Source organism: Citrobacter sp. Awk 4, assembly GCF_028069725.1.
Taxonomy (GTDB): Bacteria; Pseudomonadota; Gammaproteobacteria; order Enterobacterales; family Enterobacteriaceae; genus Citrobacter_D.
On sequence record NZ_JANEWG010000039.1, the window covers coordinates 1 to 26055 of the forward strand.

The 26055-nt window shown below is 50.2% G+C and carries 26 protein-coding genes; 11 read left to right on the plus strand and 15 right to left on the minus strand.

Annotated features, from left to right (window positions below):
- On the plus strand, positions 1 to 630 hold a 630-nt coding region (locus NNO04_RS15965), incomplete at its 5' end, for a hypothetical protein (protein WP_271445523.1).
- Between the two features lie 49 nt (positions 631 to 679).
- Here the strand turns inward: NNO04_RS15965 and NNO04_RS15970 are convergent.
- Together NNO04_RS15970 and NNO04_RS15975 are read right to left on the minus strand one after the other, a co-directional pair.
- Positions 680 to 1411 carry a hypothetical protein gene (locus NNO04_RS15970; protein ID WP_271445524.1) on the minus strand — a complete coding sequence of 244 codons (732 nt, stop codon included), beginning with the start codon at positions 1409 to 1411 and terminating at the stop codon, positions 680 to 682.
- 155 nt (positions 1412 to 1566) lie between these two features.
- Complete coding sequence (locus tag NNO04_RS15975) at positions 1567 to 2088, minus strand: DUF4136 domain-containing protein (protein ID WP_271445525.1); 522 nt, start codon at positions 2086 to 2088, stop codon at positions 1567 to 1569.
- Between the two features lie 124 nt (positions 2089 to 2212).
- On the opposite strand from NNO04_RS15975, the gene NNO04_RS15980 reads away from it, so the two are divergent.
- The gene (locus NNO04_RS15980; protein ID WP_271445526.1) at positions 2213 to 2884 is read left to right on the plus strand and encodes a helix-turn-helix domain-containing protein; all 672 of its coding nucleotides are present in this window, start codon (positions 2213 to 2215) and stop codon (positions 2882 to 2884) included.
- Between the two features lie 3 nt (positions 2885 to 2887).
- On the opposite strand, the gene NNO04_RS15985 is transcribed toward NNO04_RS15980, so the two are convergent.
- Both NNO04_RS15985 and NNO04_RS15990 read right to left on the minus strand, forming a co-directional pair.
- On the minus strand, positions 2888 to 5995 hold the full coding sequence (locus tag NNO04_RS15985) for an efflux RND transporter permease subunit (RefSeq protein WP_271445527.1): 3108 nt from the start codon (positions 5993 to 5995) through the stop codon (positions 2888 to 2890).
- Positions 5996 to 5998: 3 nt separating this feature from the next.
- Positions 5999 to 7171, minus strand: coding sequence for an efflux RND transporter periplasmic adaptor subunit (locus tag NNO04_RS15990; RefSeq protein ID WP_271445528.1), 1173 nt, complete (start codon positions 7169 to 7171; stop codon positions 5999 to 6001).
- A gap of 305 nt (positions 7172 to 7476) precedes the next feature.
- Between NNO04_RS15990 and NNO04_RS15995 the strand changes: the two genes are divergently transcribed.
- Complete coding sequence (locus tag NNO04_RS15995; protein ID WP_271445529.1) at positions 7477 to 7887, plus strand: hypothetical protein; 411 nt, start codon at positions 7477 to 7479, stop codon at positions 7885 to 7887.
- A gap of 81 nt (positions 7888 to 7968) precedes the next feature.
- Here NNO04_RS15995 and NNO04_RS16000 read toward each other — a convergent pair whose 3' ends face one another.
- Positions 7969 to 8883, minus strand: a complete 915-nt coding sequence (locus NNO04_RS16000) for a M14 family metallopeptidase (protein ID WP_271445530.1) — start codon at positions 8881 to 8883, stop codon at positions 7969 to 7971.
- A gap of 246 nt (positions 8884 to 9129) precedes the next feature.
- Here NNO04_RS16000 and NNO04_RS16005 point away from each other — a divergent pair, with 246 nt between their 5' ends.
- The gene (locus NNO04_RS16005) at positions 9130 to 9480 is read left to right on the plus strand and encodes a GFA family protein (RefSeq protein ID WP_271445531.1); all 351 of its coding nucleotides are present in this window, start codon (positions 9130 to 9132) and stop codon (positions 9478 to 9480) included.
- Here NNO04_RS16005 and NNO04_RS16010 read toward each other — a convergent pair.
- The 7 genes from NNO04_RS16010 to sad all read right to left on the minus strand — a co-directional run bounded on the left by NNO04_RS16010 (position 9443) and on the right by sad (position 17187).
- Entirely contained in the window at positions 9443 to 10357 is a 915-nt protein-coding gene (locus tag NNO04_RS16010; protein ID WP_271445532.1) for a bestrophin family protein, read from the minus strand. The two genes, NNO04_RS16005 and NNO04_RS16010, sit on opposite strands and share 38 nt — an antisense overlap.
- A 222-nt stretch (positions 10358 to 10579) precedes the next feature.
- Positions 10580 to 12031 (minus strand): tagaturonate reductase, encoded by a 1452-nt coding sequence (locus tag NNO04_RS16015; protein ID WP_271445533.1) that lies wholly within the window; start codon positions 12029 to 12031, stop codon positions 10580 to 10582.
- A 106-nt stretch (positions 12032 to 12137) separates the two neighbouring features.
- Positions 12138 to 12665 carry a GNAT family N-acetyltransferase gene (locus tag NNO04_RS16020; protein WP_271445534.1) on the minus strand — a complete coding sequence of 176 codons (528 nt, stop codon included), beginning with the start codon at positions 12663 to 12665 and terminating at the stop codon, positions 12138 to 12140.
- 82 nt (positions 12666 to 12747) lie between these two features.
- On the minus strand, positions 12748 to 14187 hold the full coding sequence (locus NNO04_RS16025; RefSeq protein WP_271445535.1) for a GGDEF domain-containing protein: 1440 nt from the start codon (positions 14185 to 14187) through the stop codon (positions 12748 to 12750).
- A gap of 215 nt (positions 14188 to 14402) precedes the next feature.
- Complete coding sequence (locus NNO04_RS16030) at positions 14403 to 14762, minus strand: DUF4186 domain-containing protein (RefSeq protein ID WP_271445536.1); 360 nt, start codon at positions 14760 to 14762, stop codon at positions 14403 to 14405.
- Positions 14762 to 15688: a glutaminase B gene (glsB, locus tag NNO04_RS16035; protein WP_271445537.1), complete on the minus strand. Its 927-nt coding sequence runs from the start codon at positions 15686 to 15688 to the stop codon at positions 14762 to 14764. Before glsB ends, NNO04_RS16030 begins: the two co-directional genes overlap by 1 nt.
- Positions 15689 to 15798: 110 nt before the next feature.
- Positions 15799 to 17187 carry a succinate-semialdehyde dehydrogenase gene (gene sad / locus NNO04_RS16040; RefSeq protein WP_271445538.1) on the minus strand — a complete coding sequence of 463 codons (1389 nt, stop codon included), beginning with the start codon at positions 17185 to 17187 and terminating at the stop codon, positions 15799 to 15801.
- 102 nt (positions 17188 to 17289) lie between these two features.
- Between sad and ptrR the strand changes: the two genes are divergently transcribed.
- The gene (gene ptrR / locus NNO04_RS16045; protein ID WP_271445539.1) at positions 17290 to 18156 is read left to right on the plus strand and encodes a putrescine utilization regulator PtrR; all 867 of its coding nucleotides are present in this window, start codon (positions 17290 to 17292) and stop codon (positions 18154 to 18156) included.
- 231 nt (positions 18157 to 18387) lie between these two features.
- Complete coding sequence (locus tag NNO04_RS16050) at positions 18388 to 19584, plus strand: sugar transporter (RefSeq protein WP_271445540.1); 1197 nt, start codon at positions 18388 to 18390, stop codon at positions 19582 to 19584.
- Positions 19585 to 19626: 42 nt separating this feature from the next.
- Here the strand turns inward: NNO04_RS16050 and NNO04_RS16055 are convergent, their stop codons facing one another.
- Complete coding sequence (locus tag NNO04_RS16055) at positions 19627 to 20292, minus strand: MarC family NAAT transporter (protein ID WP_271445541.1); 666 nt, start codon at positions 20290 to 20292, stop codon at positions 19627 to 19629.
- 259 nt (positions 20293 to 20551) lie between these two features.
- Between NNO04_RS16055 and marR the strand changes: the two genes are divergently transcribed.
- The 3 genes from marR to marB are packed head-to-tail and all read left to right on the plus strand — an operon-like array spanning position 20552 to position 21637.
- Positions 20552 to 20986 (plus strand): multiple antibiotic resistance transcriptional regulator MarR, encoded by a 435-nt coding sequence (gene marR, locus NNO04_RS16060; RefSeq protein WP_162382108.1) that lies wholly within the window; start codon positions 20552 to 20554, stop codon positions 20984 to 20986.
- Between the two features lie 18 nt (positions 20987 to 21004).
- Positions 21005 to 21388 carry an MDR efflux pump AcrAB transcriptional activator MarA gene (marA, locus tag NNO04_RS16065; protein ID WP_271445559.1) on the plus strand — a complete coding sequence of 128 codons (384 nt, stop codon included), beginning with the start codon at positions 21005 to 21007 and terminating at the stop codon, positions 21386 to 21388.
- A gap of 30 nt (positions 21389 to 21418) precedes the next feature.
- Positions 21419 to 21637: a multiple antibiotic resistance protein MarB gene (gene marB, locus NNO04_RS16070; protein WP_271445542.1), complete on the plus strand. Its 219-nt coding sequence runs from the start codon at positions 21419 to 21421 to the stop codon at positions 21635 to 21637.
- A 31-nt stretch (positions 21638 to 21668) separates the two neighbouring features.
- On the opposite strand, the gene eamA is transcribed toward marB, so the two are convergent.
- Positions 21669 to 22568, minus strand: coding sequence for an O-acetylserine/cysteine exporter (gene eamA / locus NNO04_RS16075; RefSeq protein ID WP_271445543.1), 900 nt, complete (start codon positions 22566 to 22568; stop codon positions 21669 to 21671).
- A gap of 198 nt (positions 22569 to 22766) precedes the next feature.
- Between eamA and ydeE the strand changes: the two genes are divergently transcribed.
- Entirely contained in the window at positions 22767 to 23954 is a 1188-nt protein-coding gene (ydeE, locus tag NNO04_RS16080; RefSeq protein WP_271445544.1) for an efflux MFS transporter YdeE, read from the plus strand.
- A 270-nt stretch (positions 23955 to 24224) separates the two neighbouring features.
- Positions 24225 to 24320, plus strand: coding sequence for a protein MgtS (gene mgtS / locus NNO04_RS16085; protein ID WP_000901367.1), 96 nt, complete (start codon positions 24225 to 24227; stop codon positions 24318 to 24320).
- Positions 24321 to 24793: 473 nt separating this feature from the next.
- Here the strand turns inward: mgtS and NNO04_RS16090 are convergent, their stop codons facing one another.
- Positions 24794 to 25732 (minus strand): diguanylate cyclase, encoded by a 939-nt coding sequence (locus tag NNO04_RS16090; RefSeq protein ID WP_271445545.1) that lies wholly within the window; start codon positions 25730 to 25732, stop codon positions 24794 to 24796.
- Positions 25733 to 26055: the final 323 nt, after the last annotated feature.

The following is a 26055-nucleotide window of genomic DNA, read 5'->3' on the forward strand; positions in this document are numbered from 1 at the left end:
GGGGATAGCTCTATTTTTTTAAATGATGGATATCTTCAAGCCACAACGTATAGAATAGTATTACCAGAAGGAATGGAATCCTTTATAGATAAAGACACATCCATTAGCAATGAAAGGGAGACACCTATCGAGTTGAATTATCAATTTACTACACGATGGGTTACCGAACATTTCCTGTCGTCTACTAGTAACATTCAGAGCAATATAAAATCCAAAGGTAATATATACGGAATGTTTTTTCCTGAAAAAACATCTAAAATATTCATTTATTTTGGCGTGGAGCAAACAGGAGGGGCTCGACTTAATCCTGGTGGGATCATTAAACTCTCTAGAATAATTTTAGCTCCTGCTCTTTATAATTTTGTCAATATTGAGTATTATACGATAGCATCCAAGGAAAACAACAGCAACCTGAAGCCGCTTTATATTCCAAGCTCTAACGGGATCTCTTATCTTGATGAGTCTGTAGTGAACGAATCAATTAAAATTAAAAATATAGATGAGCGAATGCTTAGCATTATTGACAATGCGAAACTGGTTAAATCTTCTTACATTGAAAACAGCAATGAAATGTATCCTGTTCATGTCTATAAAGAATTTTTTGTACCAAAGTCAAACGGACTAGACTAGCTCCATCCAGACAGGTTTGCCGACCATATCGCTTTTAACAACGTATTCTCTACTGGAACGGCCAGGCGACACGTTCCGTTATTTTTGGCTGAGTGGATGCTTTTTCAACAAACGCGGGCCAAGTGTATGATTTGGTAATAAACTTCCATGAGTAATACTCTTTACCCTCATCAATAAACTTCAGGTTCAGAAGCGCCCAATCTTCATCATGGCAGTGTGAGGTTTTGGCATACTCTTCTGCGGTAAAACATGCCCTGATCATCGCCTTTGATGAAAAAAGGACGTCTTTAAATGCCACCTGAGATGAGCCATCATCATTAAGCATGATAAAATCAGCATACTCCTCTTCACGGCTACCACCGGAATACAATGCCTGCCATTTCGTCACTAAAGCAATTGCCTGTTTTGTTTTGCTCAAGGGATATAAAGCCGGATAGATGTATACCTTATCTTTTACCAGGTCTTCACTCATCGCATTTTCATCGTCATTTTTATTGTCGAACTTCCATTGCCCTTCATTGATGTAATCGTCATTTTTTTTGCGGAATTTTATCATCTCAAGTGTGGGTTCTATTAAGTAAAAAACATCTTCCAGCCCTTTTGCTTTCCAGACCGTTGTTTCTTCCCCACAACGGTTTGCTGCGGCGTTGCATACGCCTGTATATTGCTCACTGCCTTTTTTCAGCGCAATAAATGCCGTGGGTTTTATTGTATTGATATTCCCTTGCGCCGCCAAAGGGAAAGAAACCGCTGCAACCCATAAAACCGCGCAATTCTTCATGATATTCTTCCTGAGCTGAATATTTTCACATGAAAGGAATTCCCTTTCAGTCGGTAATTGTATCGTCACTAATGCAAGGCGCAGATACGATGGTTGTCGATTTTACTATCAAATTGAATGAAAATCCCTTTTCATTTGTTAGAGAATTAAGCCCTTCACGGTTTAACCGGGTAGCTTTTAAATACCCCTGCGACGGCTCGTTGGATTTCGAGTTCACCGACGTCTTTCGCTTCACCTGGAGATACCTGAGTGATCGTACCGCGCCAGACTTGCTGTTTTTTATGCGGATCAACAACATCAATGTTCAGGCTGTTTTTGGTCCAGTCGCTGACGGACTGATCATATGTTTGCCAGTCCCACGCACCGCCCCAGCCAACAAAGGCTGGCGTAAAGGACACCTCTTTTTCACCTTCCTGCGCAGGATGCGCATAGATCAGCAAATCAGGATTTTCACTCTTTTTATATCCGCGTTGGGTCATTTGCTGAGCTATCGCCTCCTGAATATATTTTTGCTGCAGCGTCAGATAATACCCTTTTGCCGGTTTCACAAAATTGAACGTCTGATACTGGCTAAAATTCACGGTATGATCGTAATCGCTCTGAATCTCCGGTTTTCCTGCACAACCGGCAAGGACAACGCACAATAATGTCAGCGAGAAGATTTTGGTTAATCGCATAGTATTTTCCTCATAAAAAATAATGAAGCCAGTCTCATCAACCATTTGATGAGAAGGCATTTTTACTCTAAGGTTTAAGCAGACAATACGCTTCGCAAACACCTTATTTCCTGAATATATTGTGATGACGACATCAACAACACCGCGCCCTGACGACAACTTTCAGCTCACGCTGAATAAAATTCTGGCACTCAAGCCGCAAGAAAGTATTCAGCGTTTACTGGATGCTCTGTTGCCTGTCGCTGAACAAATGGTTGTTCGCCGCCCCCGTAGTTTTCATAAAAACGGACCAGAAATTTACCTGCTTACCCGGGGTCATTTCTGGCTACACCGTAAACAGGATGATCTTGAACTCAGCATGGCGGTGGCACCGCATATTTTTGGTCTCGCTGAACTGGTTTTGCCATTTGGGGATACCACCTACGTTCGTTTCGCACCTGAAAGCGATGTGTTTGTCATTTCCGGGCAGAAGACGCAAAACGTATTTCATCATCAGCCCCATCTCTGGGAAGATGTGACCAAAGTGCTCGCTTTTCACCTCCATTTTTCCACCTGGCGCGATCTGCACCTGCTGAATGACAGCGCCTACGATATGGTTCGCGGCAAGCTGCTGGAGCTGGAAAAACAAAATGACGTGTTTCGCCAGAACAACTCCATCCTTAACTATATTCTTTCCACGACAAAACTCTCCCGCAGTACGGTGTTACGGATCCTGAAGGACCTGACTGAAGGCGGTTATGTGGAAGCGCAACGCGGCAAACTGGTCAGTATTGTTCACCTGCCATTGCGCTATTGAGTATTATTTTTTCTTTGCAAAACGGCGCATCACCACCACATAAAATACTGGCACGAAGAAAATGGCCAACAGCGTGGCGCTAATCATCCCGCCCATCACGCCAGTACCAACCGCGTTCTGCGCCCCGCTTCCGGCGCCGTTGCTGATAACCAGCGGCTGTACCCCGAGAATAAACGCCAGCGACGTCATCAGGATGGGTCGCAAGCGCATTCGCACGGCTTCAAGCGTCGCGTCCAGCAACGGTTTCCCCTCTTTTTCCATCAACTCTTTGGCGAATTCGACGATCAAAATGGCGTTCTTGGCTGATAACCCCATCGTCGTTAATAACCCCACCTGGAAGTAGACATCATTGTTCAACCCACGCAGTGTCGCCCCTGCCAGTGCGCCAATCACCCCCAACGGAACAACCAACATCACGGCAAACGGCACAGACCAGCTTTCATAGAGCGCCGCCAGACACAGAAACACGACAACCAGCGAAATGGCATACAGAGCGGGAGCCTGATTTCCCGACTGTTGCTGTTGATACGACATCCCGGTCCATTGATAGCCAAATCCAGGCGGCAGTTTCGCCGCAAGTTTTTCCATCAGCATCATTGCCTGACCCGAGCTACGACCCGGCGCGGGTTCTCCGAGGATCTCCATAGAAGACTGGCCGTTGTAGCGTTCAAGACGGGGTGAACCATACTCCCAGTGAGCGTGGGCAAAGGCCGAGAACGGAACCATCTGATTATGTTCACCCAAGACGTACCAGCTGTTAATATCATCCGGCAACATACGATAAGCCTGATCCGCCTGAACATAGACCTTCTTCACCCGTCCACGATCAAGAAAATCATTAACATATGTTCCCCCCAGCGCCGTGGAGATCGTGTTATTTATCGCGTCATTGGAGACCCCGAGCGCCTCCGCTTTCTGTTGATCAATATCCAGTTTCAATTGTGGCGCGTCCTCCAGTCCATTCGGACGGACTTTGGTCACCACATTCGGAAATTTATGTGTCATCATCAATAACTGGTTACGCGCCTGAGTCAGTGCGGCATGCCCCCGGTTGGCTTTGTCGATAAGCTCAAAGTCAAAGCCTGTCGCTGTGCCTAAATCGGTAATCGCCGGCAGATTAAAGGCAAAGGCAACGCCATCATGAATGGTGCGGGCAAAAGTCCGGTTAGCGCGCGAAATGATCGATTCCACACGATTTTCCGCCCCTTTTCGGGCTGACCAGTCTTTCAGGCTGACAAAGGCCAGACCGTTGTTTTGCCCATTGCCATTGAATCCAAATCCCGCGACGGTAAACACGGAGTTCACATTGGCCGCTTCGTTATGCAAATAATATTGCGTCACTTTATCCAGACTAGCCTGAGTTCGTGATTGCGTCGCCCCAGCGGGCAATTGCACCATGTTCATAAATACCCCCTGATCCTCATCCGGTAAGAATGAGGTGGGCAGGAAAACAAACATCGCCGTCATACCAGCCACAATCAGCAGATAGATCGCCATCATGCGGCCGGTCTTGCGTACAATTCGCCCAACGCTGTTCTGGTAATGGTCCGTACTGCGATCAAACATCCGGTTAAACCAGGCGAAAAAACCGCGCAGCGGGAGATGGCTACCGGGTTTCAGCAGCGTAGCGCACAAGGCTGGCGTCAGGATCATCGCCACCGTGACCGAAAGCACCATTGCGGAGACTATCGTCACGGAGAACTGACGATAAATTGCCCCCGTCGAACCGCCAAAGAAAGCCATCGGAACGAAGACTGCGCAAAGTACCATCGTGATGCCAACCAGCGCCCCCTGTATCTGTCCCATTGATTTACGCGTGGCGTCAACCGGGGAAAGCCCCTCCTCTTTCATGACGCGCTCGACGTTTTCAACCACCACAATGGCATCATCCACCAACAGACCTATCGCCAGTACCATGCCGAACATGGTCAACGTATTGATGGAAAATCCACAGGCGGCCAGCACGCCGAACGTTCCCAGCAGCACCACCGGAACCGCAATCGTTGGGATCAACGTGGCGCGGATGTTCTGCATAAACAGATACATCACCAGGAATACCAGCACGATCGCCTCAAACAGCGTCTTCACCACTTCGTGAATGGAAATTTTCACAAACGGCGTCGTGTCGTACGGATACACGACTTTCATGCCCGCAGGGAAAAATGGCTTCAGAGTGTCAATCTCCGCTTTGACGGCTTTGGCGGTATCCAGCGCGTTCGCGCCTGTCGCCAGTTTGATCCCCAATCCTGCCGCCGGACGACCGTTGTATTCAGCGCTGGAACTGTAATTTTCACTTCCCAGTTCAATGCGTGCGACATCACGTAAGCGAACCTGTGAACCATCTTCATTGACGCGAAGAATGATATTGCCAAACTGCTGCGGCGTGCTTAATCGGGTTTGCGCAATGATCGACGCGTTGAGACGCTGGGACGATGGCGCAGGCAACGCCCCTAATTGACCGCCTGCTATCTGGTTGTTCTGCGATTTAATGGCTCGCACGACCTCTTCGGTGGTGAGTTGATAATTGTTCAACTTATTCGGATCCAGCCATACGCGCATTGCGTACTGGGCGCCAAAAAGTTGCACCTGGCCAACCCCCTGCGTCCGACTGATAGGGTCCTGCACGGTCGAAGCGACATAGTCCGCCAGGTCGGCTTGCGTCAACGCACTGCCTTTCTGACCGGTAAACCCCACCACCATCAAAAAGCTACTGCTCGCTTTCTGAACGTTAATCCCCATACTTTGTACCGTGGCGGGCAGCAACGGCATCGCCAGTTGCAGTTTGTTCTGCACCTGGACCTGCGCAATATCCGGATCGGTGCCGTTGGTAAAGGTCAGCGTGATGGTGGCATTCCCCATCGCGTCGCTGTTGGAGGACATGTACATCAGTCCGTCCAGACCATTCATTTTCTGTTCGATAACCTGAGTGACTGTGTCTTCTACCGTTTTAGCATCCGCTCCCGGATAGCTGGCAGTTATCTGCACGGCAGGCGGCGCGATGGTCGGATACTGCGACACCGGCAGTTTGAGAATTGAAAGTCCACCGGCCAGCATCAGGACAAGCGCGATAACCCAGGCAAAAATCGGGCGGCTGATAAAGAAGTTCGACATTGCTTATTTCCCCGCTCCGGAACCCTGAGTCCACGCCGCCATACTGTCGTCCTCGGTGGCGGCGACCGGCATACCGGGTCGCAACATCAGTTGTCCTGTGACGATCACCCGATCCCCTGCGGCTAATCCAGACGTGACCCGCCACTGATTACCCATCGCCTGGGCTGCCTGTACCTGGCGAAGCTGCGCATGATTATGGCTGTCGACCACCATGGCGGTAGCTTCACCGCGTGGGGTACGGGTAATTGCCTGCTGCGGAACCAGCAGAGCATTCTCGCGCATGCCTTCCGTCAGGTGCGCCCGCACGAACATCCCCGGCAGCAGCGTGTTGTCAGGATTAGGACACTCCGCACGTACCGTGATGGAGCCTGTGGTTTGATCGACCGTGACGTCAGAGAACTCCAGCCTGCACTGCTGAGGATAGAGCCGTCCATTGTCCAGTTGCAGCAACACTTCCGCTTTACCGTTTTGCTGTTTGATCTCCCCCTTTTCCATCTCGCTTTTTAAGTTAAGGAAGTCATCGCTGGACTGGGTCACATCGATATAGACCGGGTCCAGCTGTTGCACTGTCGCCAGCGCAGACGATTGGCTATCCGTCACCAACGCCCCTTCCGTGACATTCGATTTACCGATAATGCCGGAGATGGGAGACGTCACCCGGGTGTAATTGAGGTTGATTTGCGCCTGCTCGACGACCGCTTGTTGCGCGATCACCTGCGCGTCAGCCTGCTCCGCGTTGGCAACGGCAGTGTCATAATCTTGCTGGCTGACATAGTGCGTTTTAATCAGCGCCCGATATCGATTGGCCGTTAAATGCGCCTGAGTGGCAGCGGCAGTCGCTTTCGCCAGATCGCCTTTGGCGCTATTCAGCGCGGCCTGATAAGTACTGGGGTCGATCTGATACAACGATTCCCCCGCAGTGACGTGGCTACCTTCAACGAAATGGCGCTTCAGGATGATCCCGTTCACCTGTGGACGAACGTCGGCGACACGAAATGCCGACACGCGGCCAGGCAACTCGGTCTGAACGGCGAGTGGCTGCGTTCGCAACGTCACCACGCCAACCGGATGAGGAGGATGGGTGACAGGCGTTGAAGCCGTGCGATCGCACGCCGTTAAAAGAAGCGAGCAGGAAATAACCAGCCCACCCAGGATATACTGGTAACTGTTTTTCATTACATTCTGCCTTTAAGTCCGAAAAATGTTGTTTTAATTTCAGGGCAAAATATACGCCTCAAGATGCATGAATTAAGTTCCATTTTGGACTTTGCAAAATTTGACGAAGACAATTATTTGCGTTTAGAATTTTTTGGGTGCCTGACCCTGGTTGTCAGGTATTCTATAAACCTTGAAAGTCCGATTTCTCTGCCACGGAGTATTTGCGGCAGAGTTTTTTTTGCGCCAAAAATCACTGACGCAAAAGTTTCATTTGGGACTTTTTAAGGACGATGTTTCGGATACAGTGGTATCCACTCAAACACATGGAGAAGCATCTGATGAAATTTCCGACCATCGCATTAGGTTTATCAACATTCATTTTTTCTGGTATGACACTGGCTGCCGAGCCTTCAACCCCACAGCCTGAAACCTTCGGGAGTGTTCTGCAACTGGATAAATCGCAGAAAAACCAATTGATACAATTACACGCCAGCGCTCAGGAATGCATGAATAATATCGATGCCAGCAAATTCCAACCGCAGATATTTTTGAATATGGTAAAAGAAGGCAAAGTGGATGAAGCATTATTTGAACAACAAATGACCGTGCAGAATAATTTACATGAGCAAGCCGCGCGTTGTCGAATAACGTATTACACCAATGTCAGTAAAATGCTGACAAAAGAACAAAAACAGAAACTGGTAGAAATGTACCAGCAGCAACAGTCAGGGTGATCGAAAAATAGTTGTATGTTTTTGTATTATATATAGCAGCCTTTTCTGGCTGCTATATTCGTTTTGGTAATCCGCTGACTTTTAATGCTCCAGCGCGAAGTTCAGCGCGGCTTTCACCGCCTCGACCTGGGCAATGATGCATTGTTCCGGATTGGTTTTTGCGCTGTCCGGATACACTTCGGTGGTCGTGGTATAACGAGCACCGGTCATCGTAGAACAAAGATGATAGTGACTATTCGGATATTCAACGACCCCAGGACTTGCGACCCGAAATCCCAGCATTTCCCCTTCGGCGTTGGAAGGTGCTATGTGGGTCACTTTTTCAACAGCAGCGATGATTGCCTTCTGGAAATCCAGTTGAGAATTATCTTCGTCGCTGACCAGATAAAATCCATCCGGGACGATGTCCGGAATATATTGCTTACCATCCCTGGCCGCGAGAGCCGGACGGAATTCACTTTCGTCGCTATCCGTTGTTTCATGGAGATCAATATGTACCCGAAATTGTTCCTTCAGCGGCGCAATCAGCGACATCAGCGCCTGGGACTCTTCCGCTTTGCCTTCGGCGTAAAAACTTCTGTTCGGATCGACGAGATGATAATTCCAGCGTGATATCCGTTCAAATGCCCACGGACTGACACAAGGCGCAACCAACAAATTCATTTTGCCTTTGTATTCTTGCCCGTGTTCTTGTAAAAACCGCAGCGCGCCCAACACACCGCTGGTCTCATAGCCATGTACGCCCCCGGTGACGAGAGCCGCCGGTAAAGATTCATCCCAGTCAACACTGCGCAGCGCCATTAAGGAATAGGTATCACCGGCACAGGTTATTTCACCGTACTTAACAATCTTATATTCGTTGCCAAGCTCTCGGATTTGACTTAACACATCGTCATAGGACCGTGACGGTAACTGGTTCTTACGCCATTGCTCACGCTCAGATTCTCCCCAGGGCTGTCCGGGAGTGCCAATTGGATAGAAATTCGTTGATGTCATGGTTTCTGCTCAATGATCAATAATATGTGAATGCGGTATGACGCCTTCTCAGACATCATGTCTTAATTGAACTGAATCACAATAGATGAACAGCAGGCAACCATCAATCCCGAACGCCTGCCGGCGCCATTAAATATTGTTAGCAATCAGGATGTTTGAACTCGCCTCTTCTTTTTAACACTGAGGACTGGTTGCTCAACGGATCATCTGGTAGTGTTCTGAGACGCGAATTTCAGGAGATGGGCGATGACGAAAGTGTACACCGGCGGCTGTCTGTGCGGTTTTATCCGTATCAGAGCCCTCTCGCCCAGAAATCCTCACACCTGCTCATGTTCTCTCTGTCAAAAACACACCGGAGCGCACAGCGTCGGTTGGGTAGAATTTGATGCTCTGGATGTTCAATGGACGGGAAAAGGCGGTAAACCAGCGACCTGGCGCTCATCTGAATTCTCCAGCAGAGCCTTTTGCCCCCGTTGCGGAAGCTCGATAGGCGCGATTGATGATGCGCCCACCGTTGCTCTTTTAACCGGCTGTTTTGACGACGCTGTCGATGCGGTATTTACGTCAACTGATAATGCCTGTCTGGGATCTGTTTAACCGGAACGGTTGTCTCATCGTTCATCTGCAACAAATCAATTTCGATGGCATTGCAAATTGCATCCAGCGGTAGATCGTTATTTTCAGTACCAAACGGATCTTCCAGCTCTTCTGCCAGCGTATCGAGCGAAATAAACGTATAAGAAATCAGCACCGAAATAAACGGCGTCATATAGTGCAAATCCATCACCAGAGCGAAGGGCAACATAATACAAAACAGATACACCGTGCGATGCAAAATTAAGGTGTATGCAAAAGGTATGGGGGTATTCGCTATTCGTTCGCAGCCTGCCAGCACCGCCGACATATCATTTAACCTGTTGTTTAAACTGTGAAATAATATATCAGACAGTTGCCCTTCCCGCCGACGAACCGCCAGCCACTCCCCCATCAACAGTAAAATGCGGTTTGCCGGGGAATGGGAAGAAAAGACGCGCTGCAGATCTTCGGCACTGAGATATTTCGCCAACGGTTCTGCCTGCGGTTGTCGACGTAATGTCATGCGTAAACAGTGTGCAAAGGCGATCTGCAGACGGACAAACTGCCCTAATTCGCGATCGTCTGGCAGCGTGGTTTTCACTTCACGCAGTAACGAGCGGGATGCAATCATCAACTGCCCCCACAAATGCCTGGCTTCCACGTAACGCGCATAGCATGCATTGTTGCGAAAACCCAAAAATATGGCGATGGCGACACCGAGAATACTGAAAGGCGCGAGGGTAAATTTGATACCTAGCATCGTATACCACGGCAACATAATGATAACCGCGATAGACAAGATGAAATTCAGGAGCAGTCGGGAGAAGATTTTGGATAAAACGGAGCCGTGCCAGACGAATATCTGGCGCAGCCAGTGCTGTTGAGGTCGAACAATCATGATTATCTTCGGAAAATGGGAAAGCGGAAACATTAAACGTGATCGCTGTCAATGTTGCAAGTGTCTCTAAAAAGAGAGGTACCCCCTTTTTCTCACTGATTGACGCCAGCAGCGCTCGTGTTGCAGACCGGCTTATTATTAATACACATCACTGTATGTTGTAACTAAAAAGGATTTATTAAAAACCCGGCCGAAACCGGGTCAACCTTCAGCGAGGCGTCATTAGCACAGCGGTTTCACCGCTTCGCGCATTCCTTTCGTCAGGATAGCATCCAGGCAGGCACTGACCTGCTCGACAAGACCGGAAACCTGGGTCAGGTCTTGTTCCCAGTGTTCAGCCACTGCCAGCACAGTATTAACCAGATCATGCGTGCTGATCACCCCATCGCGATGCTGATTCCACAGTTGCTGATAGCGCTCGATCCAGTGTGCATCGTCCTGAACCGGATAAGATTCCCCATTGCGTTCTGCGCGATAAAACGCAATCAGCGCGGCCAGCGCAAATGTCAAACGCGCAGGTAATTTCCCCTCCGCCTGCTGCCCTGCCAGTAACTGAGGTAAAATTCGGGTACGGAATTTCGTCATCCCGTTCAGGGCGATAGAAAGTAACTGATGCTTGATGTACGGATTACGAAAACGCCCGGTCACCGCGCTCGCAAAAGACTCCAGCTCATCACGCGGAAGATCGAGTACCGGGATAATTTCTTCATAAATGGCTTTTTCGACAAAAGCGCAGATCTCAGCGTCGTTCATCGCTTCGCCAACGGTATCCAGACCCGCCTGGAACGCCACCGGAACCAGAGCCGTATGCGCGCCATTCAGAATGGCCACTTTACGCTCTTTGTAAGGCTTGATGTCATCAACGATCAGCACATTCAGCGGATATTTATCAAGACGCAACTCAGACGCCAGTGACTTCGGCCCCTGGATCACAAACAGGTAGAAATGTTCGGCGGTATCGAGAAACGCATCATGGTAACCCAGCGTGTCTTCAAGTTGTGCCACTTCATCACGCGGGTAACCGGTCACAATGCGATCCACCAGCGTCGAGCAGAAGGCGTTTGCCTGATCTAACCACAGCAAGAATGCCTCAGGAAGCGCCCACTCTTTTGCGTAGCGTTGAACCAGCTCGCGTAACGCATCGCCATTATAGTCAATCAGCTCGCAAGGAATGATTATCCAGCCTTTATCAGACGCCCCAGCAAAGTGAGTGTAGCGTTCAAACAGCAGTCGGGTGAGTTTCGCCGGATAACTGACCGCAGGGGCATCATCAAATTTATCACCCGCATGATAGCTGATCCCAGCTTCGGTCGTGTTAGAGAAGACAAAGCGGATGTCAGGGTTATGCGCCAGTTTCAGGAATTCATCATATTCACCATACACGCTGATTTCACGGTTCACCGAACGGATCAGGCGGGCATCGCTGACCGCTTCGCCGTTTTCGTTCAAACCGCGAATGATGGTGGTGTAGAGACCGTCTTGCGTACTGAGTGACGGAGGGAATGCGCTTTCGATGGGACGGACAATCACCACGCCGGCATTCAAATCGGTATGCTCGTTCAGTAAATCAACTTGCCAGTCAACAAAAGCACGCAGGAAGTTCCCCTCGCCAAACTGAATGATACGCTCAGGATAATGGGCGCCAGGAAAATCGCGACGGTTTAGAGTTTTCACTATGAGTTCCCTTTTGGATTAGTCATACAACCTGATTGAATTGGTAGAACAGGTTAGCAAACTTTAATACAATGAACCCCTGTTTTGATCAACTCTCAAACACAAATCACAGGTATTTGTAGAAAACCGTGGTGCCTGTCAGCTTTCCGTCTGGCATTTGTGCGTAATCGGGTATCTCCCCCGCTTTCAGCCAACCGCAATTTTGGTAGAACAACTCTGCATTACTTCCCGTTGCGGTGTCCAGCACCAGCAGCGATTTATGATGTTGCTTTGCACAGATCTCCAGCCCCTCCATTAAACGCCTGCCGATACCGTCCCTGCGCGCAGACGAGTGAACCAACAGTTTTGCCACATCGGCACGGTGCGGTTGATTTTCAGGTTGATCCAGCAGGAGTTGTACCGTACCGATGATCATCCCCGCGCTATTTTCAGCCGCAAGGACAATACGTTCTCCAGTCGCCACGCTCTGCGCGACTTGCGTCCAGAAAGGGAGGGATTTTTCGCGACCAAAAGGCAAGACAAAACTGACGGATGCGCCTTGATTGACGCAATCCTCAAGCACATCGCTCAGTTCATTGATTCTGTTACGGATACGCTCAGCATCGAGGATAAAACAGGAATGAGTGGCAGCCATAGAGTCTCCTTGATTGACTGCATTACCATGCACTGCCCCTTTTTTCTACACAAGCGCGGCAACCATAGGATTGCGTTATGTTTCACTGACACGCATCGGTACCGGGCAGAATGCCTGCGTTGTCGAACCTGGCGCTGGTCCGGTTACGCCCCTCTTTTTTCGAGCGATATAAACATTCGTCGGCTTCTACGATAAGGGTATTAAACAGATCAGCTAAAGAGCATGATTCGGTTGTTCCATTACCTAAACCGATGCTCACGGTCAGATAAAGGGTTTGCTGCTGCCAGCTGAAAGGTTGCAACTCCACTGCTTTACGGATTTTTTCCGCCAGTTGTATGCCCTCAGCGCTATCAGCAGACGAAGCTACTACAGCAAACTCTTCACCGCCCATGCGGGCCACAAGACCTTTGTCGCCGACAATTTTTTGCACGTGTCGGGCAAAGGCGCTTAACACCCGATCGCCGCACTCATGACCGAAGTTGTCATTAATCTGTTTGAAATAATCAATATCCAGCAGCATTACCGTCACGTGCTGCGGTTTCTGTGGTTCTCGTTTTTTAAGTGCTTCAAATAAGCCGGAACGAGAATAGACACGCGTCAAATAGTCGAAATCTGCCCGCAAAGAAACTTGTCTTATCAGCGAATTGATTGCCGAAACGCTGACGGCGACCATCACCGGGCAAATCGCCATCGTGGCAATTCCCAGCCGGGCTGAAAACATGTGCGGCGCCGAAAGCGGTGAGGCCACGGAGATATTGATAATGGAGTTGGCAACCAGGATTATCTCAACCGCGCCGGTCACAAAGGTCAACAGGCAGGTGATCGGCGTAGGATAACGCACCGCACACCAGATAAGCGCGGGCAGCGGAAAGGCAAGGCTCCCTGCTCCACCAATGATCACCGAAGCTGCAACCGAGACCATCAACGCCACAACCGGCATCAGTTGTTCCGGTTTAAACCGAATGAATGTGGCTGGCAGAGAAAGCGTCAGCATACAGGGTACAATCAATACCCCTGTGGAGAATTGTTCGCTAAACCAGTCGGCAAATAACGGCCAAAATGATTGGCTGTCAATGCCAATTGATCCTGTCGCGCCGAATAATGCACACAATAAAGCAGCAAACAGGCAATAATTAAACAGACGCAAGGCATTTATCGGTTCATATGTATTATTACCCCGTCGTTTATCCCACAATACCAGCTGAGCAAAGGTAATAATAAAGGCCATATTAGATAAATTAATGATTAGCGACACCACTCCCCATTCGGTGGTGATGGCATCATAAGCCAGCATGGCGACATAACATACGGCATAAAAATGAAGGCGGTTAAGCCAGACATAACGGGCAAACACCCCTGCCATCACGCCATTGAGGGGCCAAAACAGAGACAACGCCTCAACGAGACGCAATTGCGCGCCAATAAAATAAAATAGCGTGGTGACCATAAAAAGGACGAAAGCATTACGTAACGGATTATCTTCCCGGAACGGGCGAAATGAAGAAGCGAAAGGTGCGTGCATTAAATATCTATCCATATAATTGCCAATGGCAATTATTTCGACATAACAAGTGTGTTCTAAATAGCATAGCATGATTTATTTGCAATAAGTGACTCACCCTCGTAGAGGGACATCACGTTATATTGCAAACCAGAGGAATTGTAACTATTTAAACCACAAAGTTTTCATGCGTTATTTTATGGCGATTACCAGCACGCTGAGAATTGTTTATTTTGTTATCGCTGATTCATTTGAATAACTAACCAATGATGAATGACTGCCACCACATACTTTTGCTGCTCCTCGTTGAGCGGTTGCCCCTGCGGAATGTGGTGCCATTTTTCCAGACAGCCACGACAACAGGTCGCCGTGGCATGCTGGGCAATAAAAACGGGATGACCGCGCATGGGCGTCTGCTTGCCATCATTGGTGGGAACCGCCGGGGCCAGCCGTTTTGCTACAAAGTCCGCCGCGTGTTGATCGATAACCTGCGCGCCTTTATCCCAGCAATACTGTCTCTCTTTCGCGCCAAGACGAAACCGGGAACGAAATGTAGAGCGAGACAGCCGGGCAAACAGTGAGTCTGGCACGTTCATCAGTAGACTGAGCGTCCTAATTGTTGAGTCAGTTGTTCCAGTACGGCGATACCTGCGAGAGAGTTTCCAGCGGTATCCAGTTCAGGACTCCAGACAGCAATCGCCATTTCATGCGGCACAATCGCAACAATACCGCCGCCGACACCCGATTTCGCAGGTAACCCGACTCGCCAGGCAAATTCCCCGGCGTTCTGATACATTCCGCTGGTTGCCATCAATGCGTTAATTTGTCTGGCCTGCATCGGTGTCACCACCGGATCATTAAGATGAAAAGCGTGTCCCTGATTCGCCAGAAAAACAAACGTGCGGGCCAGTTCAACGCAATTCATTTTCAGCGCGCAATAGTGAAAATAATTCTGCAAAACCGTCGTCACATCATGCTGAAAATTACCGAATGATTTCATCAGCCAGGCAATCGCCGCATTGCGCGCCGAATGCTCGAATTCCGAACGGGCCACGGTGGAATCATAAACAATATCGGGAACACCGCTCAGGACGCGCACCACCTCCAGCATACGCTGGCGAGGGGCGCTCAGCCGCCCTTGTAACATGTCGCAGATAACTAACGCACCGGCGTTAATAAACGGATTGCGCGGAATGCCCTGTTCCATTTCCAGTTGCACCAGCGAATTGAAGGGAGAACCAGAAGGGTCTTTTCCCACCCGCTGCCAGATCTCATCTTCCTGGTAGTGACGCATGGCCACTGCCAGACTCAGCACCTTCGAAATAGACTGAATGGAAAAGCGCTCCTGCGAATCACCGGCCTGATAGTGTTGTCCATCAACGGTACATATGGCGATACCCAGTTTTGAACCCTCGACGCAGGCTAACGCTGGAATATAATCGGCAACTTTTCCCTGACCAATTAACGGGCGAACCTGCGCCAGAATGGTCTCTAATACTGAATTGTCCATGGCCCTGGCCACACTATGCTCCTTGCCCGCAGGTCTGAATAGGCCTGGTAGTATAACAGAGCTGAATATGCGACGTCAGGCCAGGAGAGACCATCGCGCCTCCTGACGAGGCGCTTTGTGCATCAGACGCGGTTTTTCCAGACCGTCTGGACGTTACAGAACTCATGCAAGCCAAAATGGGAAAGCTCACGACCAAAACCGCTTTTCTTCACGCCGCCAAATGCCACTCGCGCATCGCTGGCGCTGTAGCCATTGATAAACACGCCACCGCATTCTAGCTGGCTGGCCATCTCCTGTGCGCGCGTTTCGTCGGCGGTAAAAATCGTCGCCGAGAGACCGAAATCACTGTCATTGGCAAGCTGTAAGGCATGATCTGCGCTCTTCGCCACTGTGATTGCCGCTACCGGACCAAACAGCTCCTGGCGAAATGCCGTCATTTCAGGTGTCACATCACCGAGAACCGTTGCCGGATAGTAATTCCCTTCCCCTGCAACGAGTTCCCCGCCCAGTAATAAACGCGCGCCTTGTGCGACTGACGTCATCACCTGTTGATGCAGTTCATCACGCAAATCAACGCGCGCCATCGGCCCGAGATCGTTTTCCTCGTCAAAGGGGTTGCCCATTTTCAAGGCCGCCGCCGCCGCGACGAAGCGTTCGGTAAAGTCCCGGGCAATACCTTCTTCGACAATAAAACGTTTAGCCGCAGCACACACCTGTCCGGTATTTTGATAACGCCCGGCGACAGCCGCTTTCACCGCCAGATCCAGGCAGGCATCGTTCAGCACAATAAAGGGATCCGAGCCGCCCAGTTCCAGCACGCACTTTTTCAGCGCCGCCCCTGCCTGAGCGCCGATAGCCGCGCCAGCGCGAACGCTGCCGGTGACCGTGACCGCCGCAATACGCGGATCATTAATCATCTGACTGACGCCCGCATTACTGGCGTTGAGCCAGCCGTAAACACCTTCAGGCATCCCCGCGTCAACAAAAATATCGGCAATCAGCCTGGCACAGCCCGTCACATTCGGGGCATGTTTCAAGAGATAGCCATTACCCGCCAACAGGATGGGGATCGCCCCACGCAGCACCTGCCAGAGCGGAAAATTCCACGGCATCACCGCCAGAATCGTCCCCAGCGGGCGATACTCAATCACCGCTTGCTGATTTTCCACCAGCGTCGGTTCTGGGTTGAGCATGGCAGGGCCGTGCTCTGCATACCAGTCGCACAAGCTGGCGGATTTTGCCACTTCGCCGCGCGCCTGTTTGATCGGTTTTCCCATCTCCCGCGAGATACATTGCGCCATCTCTTCAGCCCGTAACCGCAAGGCCTGTCCGACGTTGCGCAGTTTCTGCGCCCGGTACGCGACCGTCGTGCGCTTCCATGCGGCAAAACCGCTGGCAGCCTGACTAAGGGCCAGCTCGATCTCGCTGTCGCTGCTCCAGGGCATGGCCGTCAAATGTTCTCCCGTTGCGGGGTCCACTGAAATTGCATGTGTCGCGGGTGTCGGGTTCATGGCTTTCTCTCTTTATCACAGGGAATGGCGGTATCATGACCCCGTTTACTCTTTCTGAAAATTGAATAATATTAACCACTCCATTCACAAAAAGAGAAAGCTATGGATCTGACGCAACTGGAAATGTTCAATGCTGTCGCCCAGACGGGCAGCATTACCCAGGCGGCGGCGAAAGTGCACCGTGTTCCGTCTAACCTCACGACACGCATTCGCCAGCTTGAAGCCGATCTCGGGGTGGATCTGTTTATTCGCGAGAATCAGCGTCTGAGACTTTCTCCGGCAGGACATAACTTTTTACGCTATAGCCAGCAGATCCTGGCGCTGGTCGATGAAGCGAGGATGGTGGTGGCCGGCGATGAACCGCAGGGGCTGTTTTCCCTCGGCGCGCTGGAAAGTACCGCAGCCGTGCGTATTCCCGCGACGCTTGCCGAATATAATCAGCGTTACCCCAAGATTCAGTTTGCCTTATCCACCGGGCCTTCCGGCACCATGCTGGAGGGGGTTCTGGAGGGTAAACTGAATGCCGCCTTTGTGGATGGCCCTATTGCCCACCCTGGTCTTGAAGGGATGCCGGTCTACCGCGAAGAGATGATGATTGTCACCCCGTGCGGTCACCACGTCGTGCGCCGTGCGAGTGACGTTAACGGCTGTAATATTTACGCTTTTCGCGCGAACTGCTCTTACCGTCGCCATTTTGAAAGCTGGTTCCATGCCGATCGCGCCGCACCGGGTACGATTCATGAAATGGAGTCCTATCATGGGATGCTTGCCTGCGTTATCGCCGGCGCGGGCATCGCGTTGATTCCCCGCACAATGTTAGAAAGTATGCCCGGACATCATCAGGTCGACGCCTGGCCGCTAACAGAAGAGTGGCGCTGGCTGAATACCTGGCTGGTTTGGCGACGCGGTGCAATGACCCGGCAACTGGAAGCCTTTATAGAGCTGCTGCCACCGCAAACGCGGGCATAACATTGCTGTATGGCGGCTCCACTCTGCACCGGGTGGCGCTTTCAACGGCACAAAACGTGCCCTATTTTGTGACAACGTCACCACCAAAAAACGTACACCAACCGTTCCGCCCGTGGCGTTACTTTTTAGTAACTAAAAAATGTGATATTAATCACAAAGTGATTGTATTTCCGCCAGCAAACGTTTTAAGATCCTGACCTCACCTTTTTGCAACAAGCCCCATTACTTTTTATGTCTACACGCATTGTTTCCCGTAAAGTCGCGTGGCTACGGGTCGTTACGCTTGCTATTGCGGCTTTTATCTTCAATACCACCGAGTTTGTCCCGGTTGGCTTACTCTCTGATATTGCTCAAAGCTTTCATATGCAGACTGCACAGGTCGGTATTATGCTGACTATCTACGCCTGGGTTGTGGCGCTGATGTCGCTGCCCTTTATGCTGCTGACAAGTCAGGTGGAGCGACGCAAGCTGCTGATCTGTCTGTTTGTGCTGTTTATTGCCAGCCATCTGCTCTCATTTCTGGCGTGGAATTTTACCGTTCTGTTAATAAGCCGCATCGGCATCGCTTTTGCGCACGCCATTTTCTGGTCGATCACCGCCTCACTCGCCATCCGTCTGGCCCCTGCTGGTAAGCGCGCGCAGGCGCTGAGCCTGATCGCCACCGGAACCGTACTGGCGATGGTGCTCGGGATCCCTATAGGACGCATTGTCGGGCAATATTTTGGCTGGCGTACCACTTTCCTGGCTATCGGCATGGGCGCGCTGGCAACGCTCGTGTGTCTGTTCAAGCTCCTGCCCACCTTACCCAGTGAACATTCTGGCTCGCTGAAAAGCCTGCCGTTACTGTTTCGCCGCCCTGCGCTGATGAGCCTTTATCTGTTGACCGTGATCGTGGTGACCGCCCATTACACGGCATACAGCTATATCGAGCCGTTTGTGCAAACCGTGGCCGGGTTGAGCGGCAACTTTGCCACGATTTTACTGCTTATTCTCGGCGGCGCTGGGATCGTCGGTAGCGTGGTGTTTGGTAAGTTGGGTAATCGGCATGCCTCTTCGCTCATTACCTTTGCCATTGTCCTGCTGGTGGGGTGTCTGCTGCTTCTGCGTTCTGCCGCCGACAGCGAAACACACCTGGCGACGTTGAGTATCTTCTGGGGGATAGCCATTATGGTTATCGGTCTGGGGATGCAGGTGAAAGTGCTGGCGCTGGCGCCAGATGCCACCGATGTCGCGATGGCGTTGTTTTCCGGCATCTTTAATATCGGAATTGGCGCAGGCGCGCTGGTAGGTAATCAGGTGAGTTTACACTGGTCGATGTCTGCCATCGGCTACGTCGGGGTCGTCCCGGCAATCATCGCCTTAGTCTGGTCAGTGATTATTTTTCGCCGCTGGCCTGTCTCATTGGAAGAGCAGCCACAACCGCAGTAAAAGACAGAAAAGGCCCGACGTATTAGCGCCGGGCCGCAGGCTTTAGTGATAGGTTTTAATAATTTCCAGAATACCGTTAATGATAAACTGTACGCCCATACAGACCAGCAGGAAGCCCATCAGGCGCGAAATCGCCTCGATTCCCCCTTTGCCGACCAGGCGCATGATCGCCCCCGAACTGCGCAGACTCCCCCACAAAATGACCCCCACAATGGCAAAGATCAGCGGCGGTGCGACCGCAATTACCCAGCCAGGGAAATCAGAACCATCACGCACGGTTGAGGCCGAACTGATGATCATTGCAATCGTACCCGGACCCGCCGTACTGGGCATCGCCAGTGGCACGAAGGCAATGTTGGCCGTCGGTTCGTCTTCCAGCTCTTCAGATTTGCTTTTCGCTTCCGGCGACTCGTGCGCTTTCTGCTGTGGAAAGAGCATTCTGAATCCGATAAACGCGACAATTAACCCCCCGGCAATTCGCAGCCCTGGGATCGAAATGCCAAACGTATTCATCACTAACTGACCGGCGTAGTACGCCACCATCATAATCGCGAATACGTAAATCGACGCCATCAGCGACTGACGGTTACGCTCTGCGCTGTTCATGTTGCCCGCAAGCCCGAGGAACAGCGCCACCGTAGTCAGTGGGTTGGCGAGCGGCAGCAGAACAACCAGGCCCAGCCCTATCGCTTTAAACAAATCTATCATTGGTAATCTCTTCTCCAGTCGCTCTTCATTAGCGGCAAGTATAAGTTCAAATGCGCGCGGACCGCTATTTCAGCGATGTAACCATTCATTTTCCCATCATATCTATAATCTGTAATTATCATTAAGTTATTAAAAGCTAAAACATCCGGCTTGAAGAACCGTTTTAGCAAAATGTGTCATCACTCAATTCATTCGTTTGACTTATACTTGCCTGGGCAATAGTATCTGCCGTGACTAACTACTTGCCGGGGCAACCATCGTGAAAAGCACCAGTGACCTTTTCAATGAAATCATTCCACTTGGCCGCTTGATCTACATGGTTAATCAGAAAAAAGATCGTTTGCTAAACGACTATCTGTCGCCGCTGGATATCACCGCCTCTCAGTTTAAGGTGCTGTGTTCCATCCGCTGCGCGGTGTGTATTACCCCGGTTGAACTTAAGAAAGTGCTGTCTGTTGATCTTGGCGCATTGACGCGCATGCTTGACCGCCTGGTCTGTAAAGGCTGGATCGAAAGACTGCCAAATCCCAACGATAAACGCGGCGTGCTGGTGAAACTTACCGAACACGGCGCGGCAATTTGTGAGCAATGTCATCAATTAGTAGGACAAGACCTGCACCAGGAACTAACAAAAAACTTAACGGCGGATGAAGTGGCAACACTTGAGTATTTGCTCAAGAAAATCCTGCCGTAAACAGAAAGAGGTATGACGATGTCCAGACGCAACACTGACGCTATCACTATTCATAGCATTTTGGACTGGATCGAAGATAACCTGGAATCGCCGCTCTCACTGGAAAAGGTGTCAGAGCGTTCAGGTTACTCCAAATGGCACCTGCAACGGATGTTTAAAAAAGAAACCGGCCATTCATTAGGTCAATACATCCGCAGCCGTAAAATGACCGAGATAGCCCAGAAATTAAAAGAAAGTAACGAGCCCATTTTGTATCTGGCTGAACGTTACGGCTTTGAGTCACAGCAAACGCTAACCCGGACGTTTAAAAACTATTTTGATGTGCCGCCGCATAAGTTCCGCATGACCAATATGCACGGCGAATCCCGGTATTTGCTGCCGCTCAATCAGTGTCATTGCTAATCGCCTGTTAACGACGTAATCGAGGAAACCATGAAATTTTTGTCTTCTGCAATGCTGCCTCTGTTGCTTGTCGTCTCCGGCCAGAGTGTTGCGGAGCAAACTGCCCAGCCCACAACACAAACAGCTCGCGATGTGATGATCATGCCCACTGCGCACGATCAATCCCCTTTCGACTTCAATCATATGGGGGCAGGCAGCGATAAGTCCGACGAGTTAGGCGTGCCCTATTACAACCGGTGTGACCTCTAATTCGTTTTGCCCCGTCACTGCGGGGCTTTTTTCACCCTCTCGCCGGTGCTGGTTTACGTAAACGAAAACCAAACACATTGATATACAGCCCCGCCATAATCAGCACTGCGCCCAATAATTGCAGTCCGGTCAGCCTTTCATCCAACAGCACTGCGGCACTGGCCAGCCCAACCACCGGAACCAACAGCGATAACGGTGCCACACGCCAGGTTTCATAACGCCCCAACAACGTGCCCCAAATCCCGTAGCCGACAATGGTGGCAACGAAGGCAAGATAGACCAGCGACAACACCGTCGTGGTATCAAGGCTGACCAGGCTTTGCATCATCCGTTCGGAACCATCCAGAAACAGCGACGCGAGGAAAAACGGAATAATTGGGATTAACGCGCTCCAGACCACCAGCGACATGACAGCCGGACGATCCGCACGCGACATAATCTTTTTATTAAAAATATTCCCGCAGGCCCAACTGAGCGCGGCAGCCAGAGTGAGCATAAATCCGGTCATCGCCACCTGTTGCCCGTTGAGGCTCGCTTCAATCAGCACCAGTACGCCAAAAATCGCCAGCGCAATCCCCGCCAGTTGTTTACCCTGCAAACGCTCACCGAACGCAAACGCCCCCAGAACGATGGTGAAAAAGGCCTGCGCCTGCAGTACCAGCGACGCCAGTCCGGCGGGCATGCCGAAGTTGATGGCGCAAAATAGAAAAGCAAATTGCCCAAAACTGATCGTCAGGCCGTAACCCAGCAGAAGTTTAAGCGGGACTTTGGGGCGGGCAACAAAGAAAATCGCCGGAAACGCCACCAGCAGGAAGCGTAATCCCGCCAGCATCAGTGGCGGCATATTGTGTAATCCCACTTTGATGACGACAAAATTCAGTCCCAATACCACCACGACTAATAATGCCAACAGCCCGTCTTTACGCGACATCCCCTGACCTCTGCAATTATTAAATTTTTGTAAACAAGTTAACTTAGCGGAAATCGTTGTCCTGTAACAGATCATTAATTCAGGTAGGCTATCAGAGGCACTTTCGAACAACTTATTCGGTATACATCACAATTTTGCCGTGCTATTCCTTTCTGACAGTTAACAAAAACAAAACAACACGCATTGTCGGGCAGGAAAATGAACACCACTCTGAGACGGTCAACCCTTGCATTACTCGCCTCATCGTTATTACTGACTATTGGTCGTGGCGCCACGTTGCCGTTCATGACCATTTATCTGAATCGCCAGTATGCGCTGGGCGTTGATCTGATTGGCTACGCCATGACGGTGGCGCTGACCATCGGCGTGGTCTTCAGCCTTGGCTTCGGCATTCTGGCGGATAAATTCGATAAGAAACGTTACATGCTGGTGGCGATCTGCGCATTTGCCTTCGGGTTTATCGCGATCCCGCTGGTGCATAACGTCACCCTGGTGGTACTGCTGTTTGCGCTGATCAACTGCGCCTATTCCGTTTTCGCCACCGTGCTGAAAGCCTGGTTTGCCGATAACCTCTCAGCCACCGCGAAAACCAAAATTTTTTCGCTCAACTACACCGTGCTCAACATTGGCTGGACCATTGGGCCACCGCTTGGCACCCTGCTGGTGATGCAAAGCATTAACCTGCCTTTCTGGCTGGCGGCCGTCTGTTCTGCCTTCCCGCTGGTTTTTATTCAGACATGGGTAACACGCTCCATAGCACCTGCTGAAGGGATAAATACCTCAGTGTGGTCGCCGTCGGTTCTGCTGCGCGACAAAGCCTTGCTCTGGTTTACCCTCTCTGCGTTTCTCGCCTCGTTCGTGGGCGGCGCATTTTCATCCTGTATTTCCCAGTATGTAATGGTCGTCGCTGACGGTGATTTTGCCGAGAAAGTGGTCGCCGTCGTCTTACCGGTAAACGCAGCGATGGTGGTTAGCCTGCAATATGCCCTCGGGCGCAGGCTCACTGCCGCGAATATCCGGCCACTGATGGCGGCAGGAACCCTTTGCTTCATTATTGGCCTGGTGGGTTTTATGTTCTCCGGGAACAACCTGATCCTGTGGGGCGTTTCTGCCGCCGTCTTTACCCTCGGTGAAGTGATCTACGCGCCAGGGGAATATATGTTGATCGACAATATTGCGCCTGCGGGAATGAAAGCGAGTTACTTCTCTGCGCAGTCGCTTGGCTGGCTGGGCGCGGCGTTCAACCCATTAGCCAGCGGCATCATTTTAACCACGCTTCCCGCCTGGTCGCTGTTTGCGGTACTGATTGTCGCCATTGGTCTGGCATGGGTGATGATGTTAAAAGGCATGCGCGTTAAACCCTGGCAGCAACCGGCCACTTGTTAAATCATCCGTGACCGTGCAGGACTCCCCCGCACGGTCATCGGTTCAGATAGCCACCCGACAGCGAACGCCTGCTGTGTCTCTCTCTGTTCCCCCGCATTGCCCTTTTGGTTACTCTTTTTCATATTTCGAGTCATCATGCGGTTAAAAACCTTACGCTAAATTTGAAATAATCACTTAATTCAGCGTTTGTTTAAGTTCATTCTGCCAGGATAGATATCAACGAGGTGAAATAAGGTAAACGAGGAAAGACATCAAAACAGGAGACATAATATGCTGGGTAATATGAACGTATTTATGGCTGTACTGGGAATTATTTTATTTTCTGGTTTTCTGGCCGCGTACTTCAGTCACAAATGGGATGACTAATGAACGGAGATAACGACTTACCGACATAGCCCCTTGCTGCATCACTGCACAAGGGGCTATTTTTTTTACCTGAATAACGGGCAAAAAAAACCGCCGGATGAACCAGCGGTCAATGCTTGCATGGATAGATTTGTGTTTTGCTTTTTACGTTATCAGGCAATTCCCTGCGAAGACAACGAATCGCATACACCCTATCACTGACAATCTCAATGAAGGTTAAACAATACCGAACTAAGCCAGCAAAATCGGTATTTCTCGCTTCCATCCCTTTTTACTTTGACAACATGCCGTGCGCGAAATCCATCGGCCTTGTGACTGCATCTGGTGTAAATCCTGAGACTCAGGGCGGCGGTTCCAGCGTTTGCCTTGACGTTTTCTACGCGCAAATAATTTCATGTTGCCTCCAGAGAACAGCTATTAGTCCATTAATCAATTAGTTAAATATAAACTAGCAGTTCTAATGAAGAGTTATGTCAGCCTGCAGCCTGTTTTGTAAAGAGCGAGTGATCGGGCTCACGACGGGTAATTCGGGTGATTTTTTGCTGTTTATCCATAAACATGCAGCGATTTCTGCCCGTTTGTTTACCCTCATACATGGCCTGGTCCGAGCGCCCCAACACCACATCCAGAGGTTCTCCTGGCTGCGCCCGGGTCACCCCACCGGTCACAGTAATGTTAATCTCGCCGTCAGGATAGTGAATGCTGTGCCTGGCGATTAAGTCGCAAATACGCATTCCGGCCTGACAAGCCATCTCGTCTGTTTGTGCCTTAATGATGATGATAAATTCCTCACCGCCGTAGCGGTATGCCGTTTCGTCCTCCCGGGTCCATGCCGAGAGATTTGACGCCAGCGACCGTAACACAACATCGCCAACCAGATGCCCATAAGTGTCATTAACGGACTTGAAGCGATCGATATCCAATAACAGCAGATATAAATTACCGGGACTGGCCTCAATAAGCTGGCGGTCAAAAGACTCATCCAAAAGACGTCGACCCGGCAATCCCGTCAATATATCCATATTACTCCGGATATTTAGCAGGTATATTTTGTAGTCCGTCACTGCGGCGGTAAACGCTAACAATGTGTCCTGGAAATGCTCAAAATGTTCTGGTAGCCATCTTTTTTCGACAATTGCCGACAGTAAAATACGGCCACTAATATGCATTTCGATATGTGCTTTATCTATTTGATAGAGATATCCTGTTTCATCGTTTTCACGTGCAGGATGATTATTCAGCCACTGGCCAAATTCACACATACAATAGGAATTAACATGAATAATCTCTGGCTGAGTGATATCGCCTGAAACGACACAGCGAAACATTTTTACCAACCACTTGTAATGGGCATCAATAGATAGATTCAGGCTCAGTAAGATGTTATCTATTTCGGCGGCTCTTTTAATCATCGCTAATCCTCACTCATTCATCCTTGATGTTATAGAGTCTAGCGAGAGAAAAGCATATTTTTGTCAATTTAGTCATAGAAACCCTGTAGCGGGTTGCGGTAATTTACAACTCTATGATTTTAAACAAAAGCCAAACAAAAAAAGTTGATAATCCTAAACCGTTATTAAACGCTTCCGGTTATATATTCACCATTAATCAAATCTCCTGCGTTGTTATTTGAATTATCCAGAACATCATTACTTAAATTGACAGTTCATTTTCCCTCCGCTTTCTGATATTTCGATGGTCTGCTAATTCTCTCACCGAATTTATGATCGGGGAT

What these genes read in the sequence shown, in the direction of transcription:
- NNO04_RS16000 (WP_271445530.1), bottom strand. Translation starts at nt 8,883, where the DNA reads ATGACATCAACGAATTTCTATCCAATTGGCACTCCCGGACAGCCCTGG.
- NNO04_RS16055 (WP_271445541.1), bottom strand. Translation starts at nt 20,292, where the DNA reads ATGATAGATTTGTTTAAAGCGATAGGGCTGGGCCTGGTTGTTCTGCTG.
- eamA (WP_271445543.1), bottom strand. Translation starts at nt 22,568, where the DNA reads ATGTCGCGTAAAGACGGGCTGTTGGCATTATTAGTCGTGGTGGTATTG.
- NNO04_RS15980 (WP_271445526.1), top strand. Translation starts at nt 2,213, where the DNA reads ATGACGACATCAACAACACCGCGCCCTGACGACAACTTTCAGCTCACG.
- NNO04_RS16050 (WP_271445540.1), top strand. Translation starts at nt 18,388, where the DNA reads ATGTCTACACGCATTGTTTCCCGTAAAGTCGCGTGGCTACGGGTCGTT.
- sad (WP_271445538.1), bottom strand. Translation starts at nt 17,187, where the DNA reads ATGAACCCGACACCCGCGACACATGCAATTTCAGTGGACCCCGCAACG.
- marB (WP_271445542.1), top strand. Translation starts at nt 21,419, where the DNA reads ATGAAATTTTTGTCTTCTGCAATGCTGCCTCTGTTGCTTGTCGTCTCC.
- NNO04_RS16025 (WP_271445535.1), bottom strand. Translation starts at nt 14,187, where the DNA reads ATGCACGCACCTTTCGCTTCTTCATTTCGCCCGTTCCGGGAAGATAAT.
- marA (WP_271445559.1), top strand. Translation starts at nt 21,005, where the DNA reads ATGTCCAGACGCAACACTGACGCTATCACTATTCATAGCATTTTGGAC.
- NNO04_RS16090 (WP_271445545.1), bottom strand. Translation starts at nt 25,732, where the DNA reads ATGATTAAAAGAGCCGCCGAAATAGATAACATCTTACTGAGCCTGAAT.
- ydeE (WP_271445544.1), top strand. Translation starts at nt 22,767, where the DNA reads ATGAACACCACTCTGAGACGGTCAACCCTTGCATTACTCGCCTCATCG.
- mgtS (WP_000901367.1), top strand. Translation starts at nt 24,225, where the DNA reads ATGCTGGGTAATATGAACGTATTTATGGCTGTACTGGGAATTATTTTA.
- NNO04_RS16030 (WP_271445536.1), bottom strand. Translation starts at nt 14,762, where the DNA reads ATGAACGTGCCAGACTCACTGTTTGCCCGGCTGTCTCGCTCTACATTT.
- NNO04_RS16020 (WP_271445534.1), bottom strand. Translation starts at nt 12,665, where the DNA reads ATGGCTGCCACTCATTCCTGTTTTATCCTCGATGCTGAGCGTATCCGT.
- NNO04_RS15985 (WP_271445527.1), bottom strand. Translation starts at nt 5,995, where the DNA reads ATGTCGAACTTCTTTATCAGCCGCCCGATTTTTGCCTGGGTTATCGCG.
- ptrR (WP_271445539.1), top strand. Translation starts at nt 17,290, where the DNA reads ATGGATCTGACGCAACTGGAAATGTTCAATGCTGTCGCCCAGACGGGC.
- NNO04_RS16005 (WP_271445531.1), top strand. Translation starts at nt 9,130, where the DNA reads ATGACGAAAGTGTACACCGGCGGCTGTCTGTGCGGTTTTATCCGTATC.
- NNO04_RS15990 (WP_271445528.1), bottom strand. Translation starts at nt 7,171, where the DNA reads ATGAAAAACAGTTACCAGTATATCCTGGGTGGGCTGGTTATTTCCTGC.
- NNO04_RS15970 (WP_271445524.1), bottom strand. Translation starts at nt 1,411, where the DNA reads ATGAAGAATTGCGCGGTTTTATGGGTTGCAGCGGTTTCTTTCCCTTTG.
- NNO04_RS16010 (WP_271445532.1), bottom strand. Translation starts at nt 10,357, where the DNA reads ATGATTGTTCGACCTCAACAGCACTGGCTGCGCCAGATATTCGTCTGG.
- NNO04_RS15975 (WP_271445525.1), bottom strand. Translation starts at nt 2,088, where the DNA reads ATGCGATTAACCAAAATCTTCTCGCTGACATTATTGTGCGTTGTCCTT.
- NNO04_RS15995 (WP_271445529.1), top strand. Translation starts at nt 7,477, where the DNA reads ATGGAGAAGCATCTGATGAAATTTCCGACCATCGCATTAGGTTTATCA.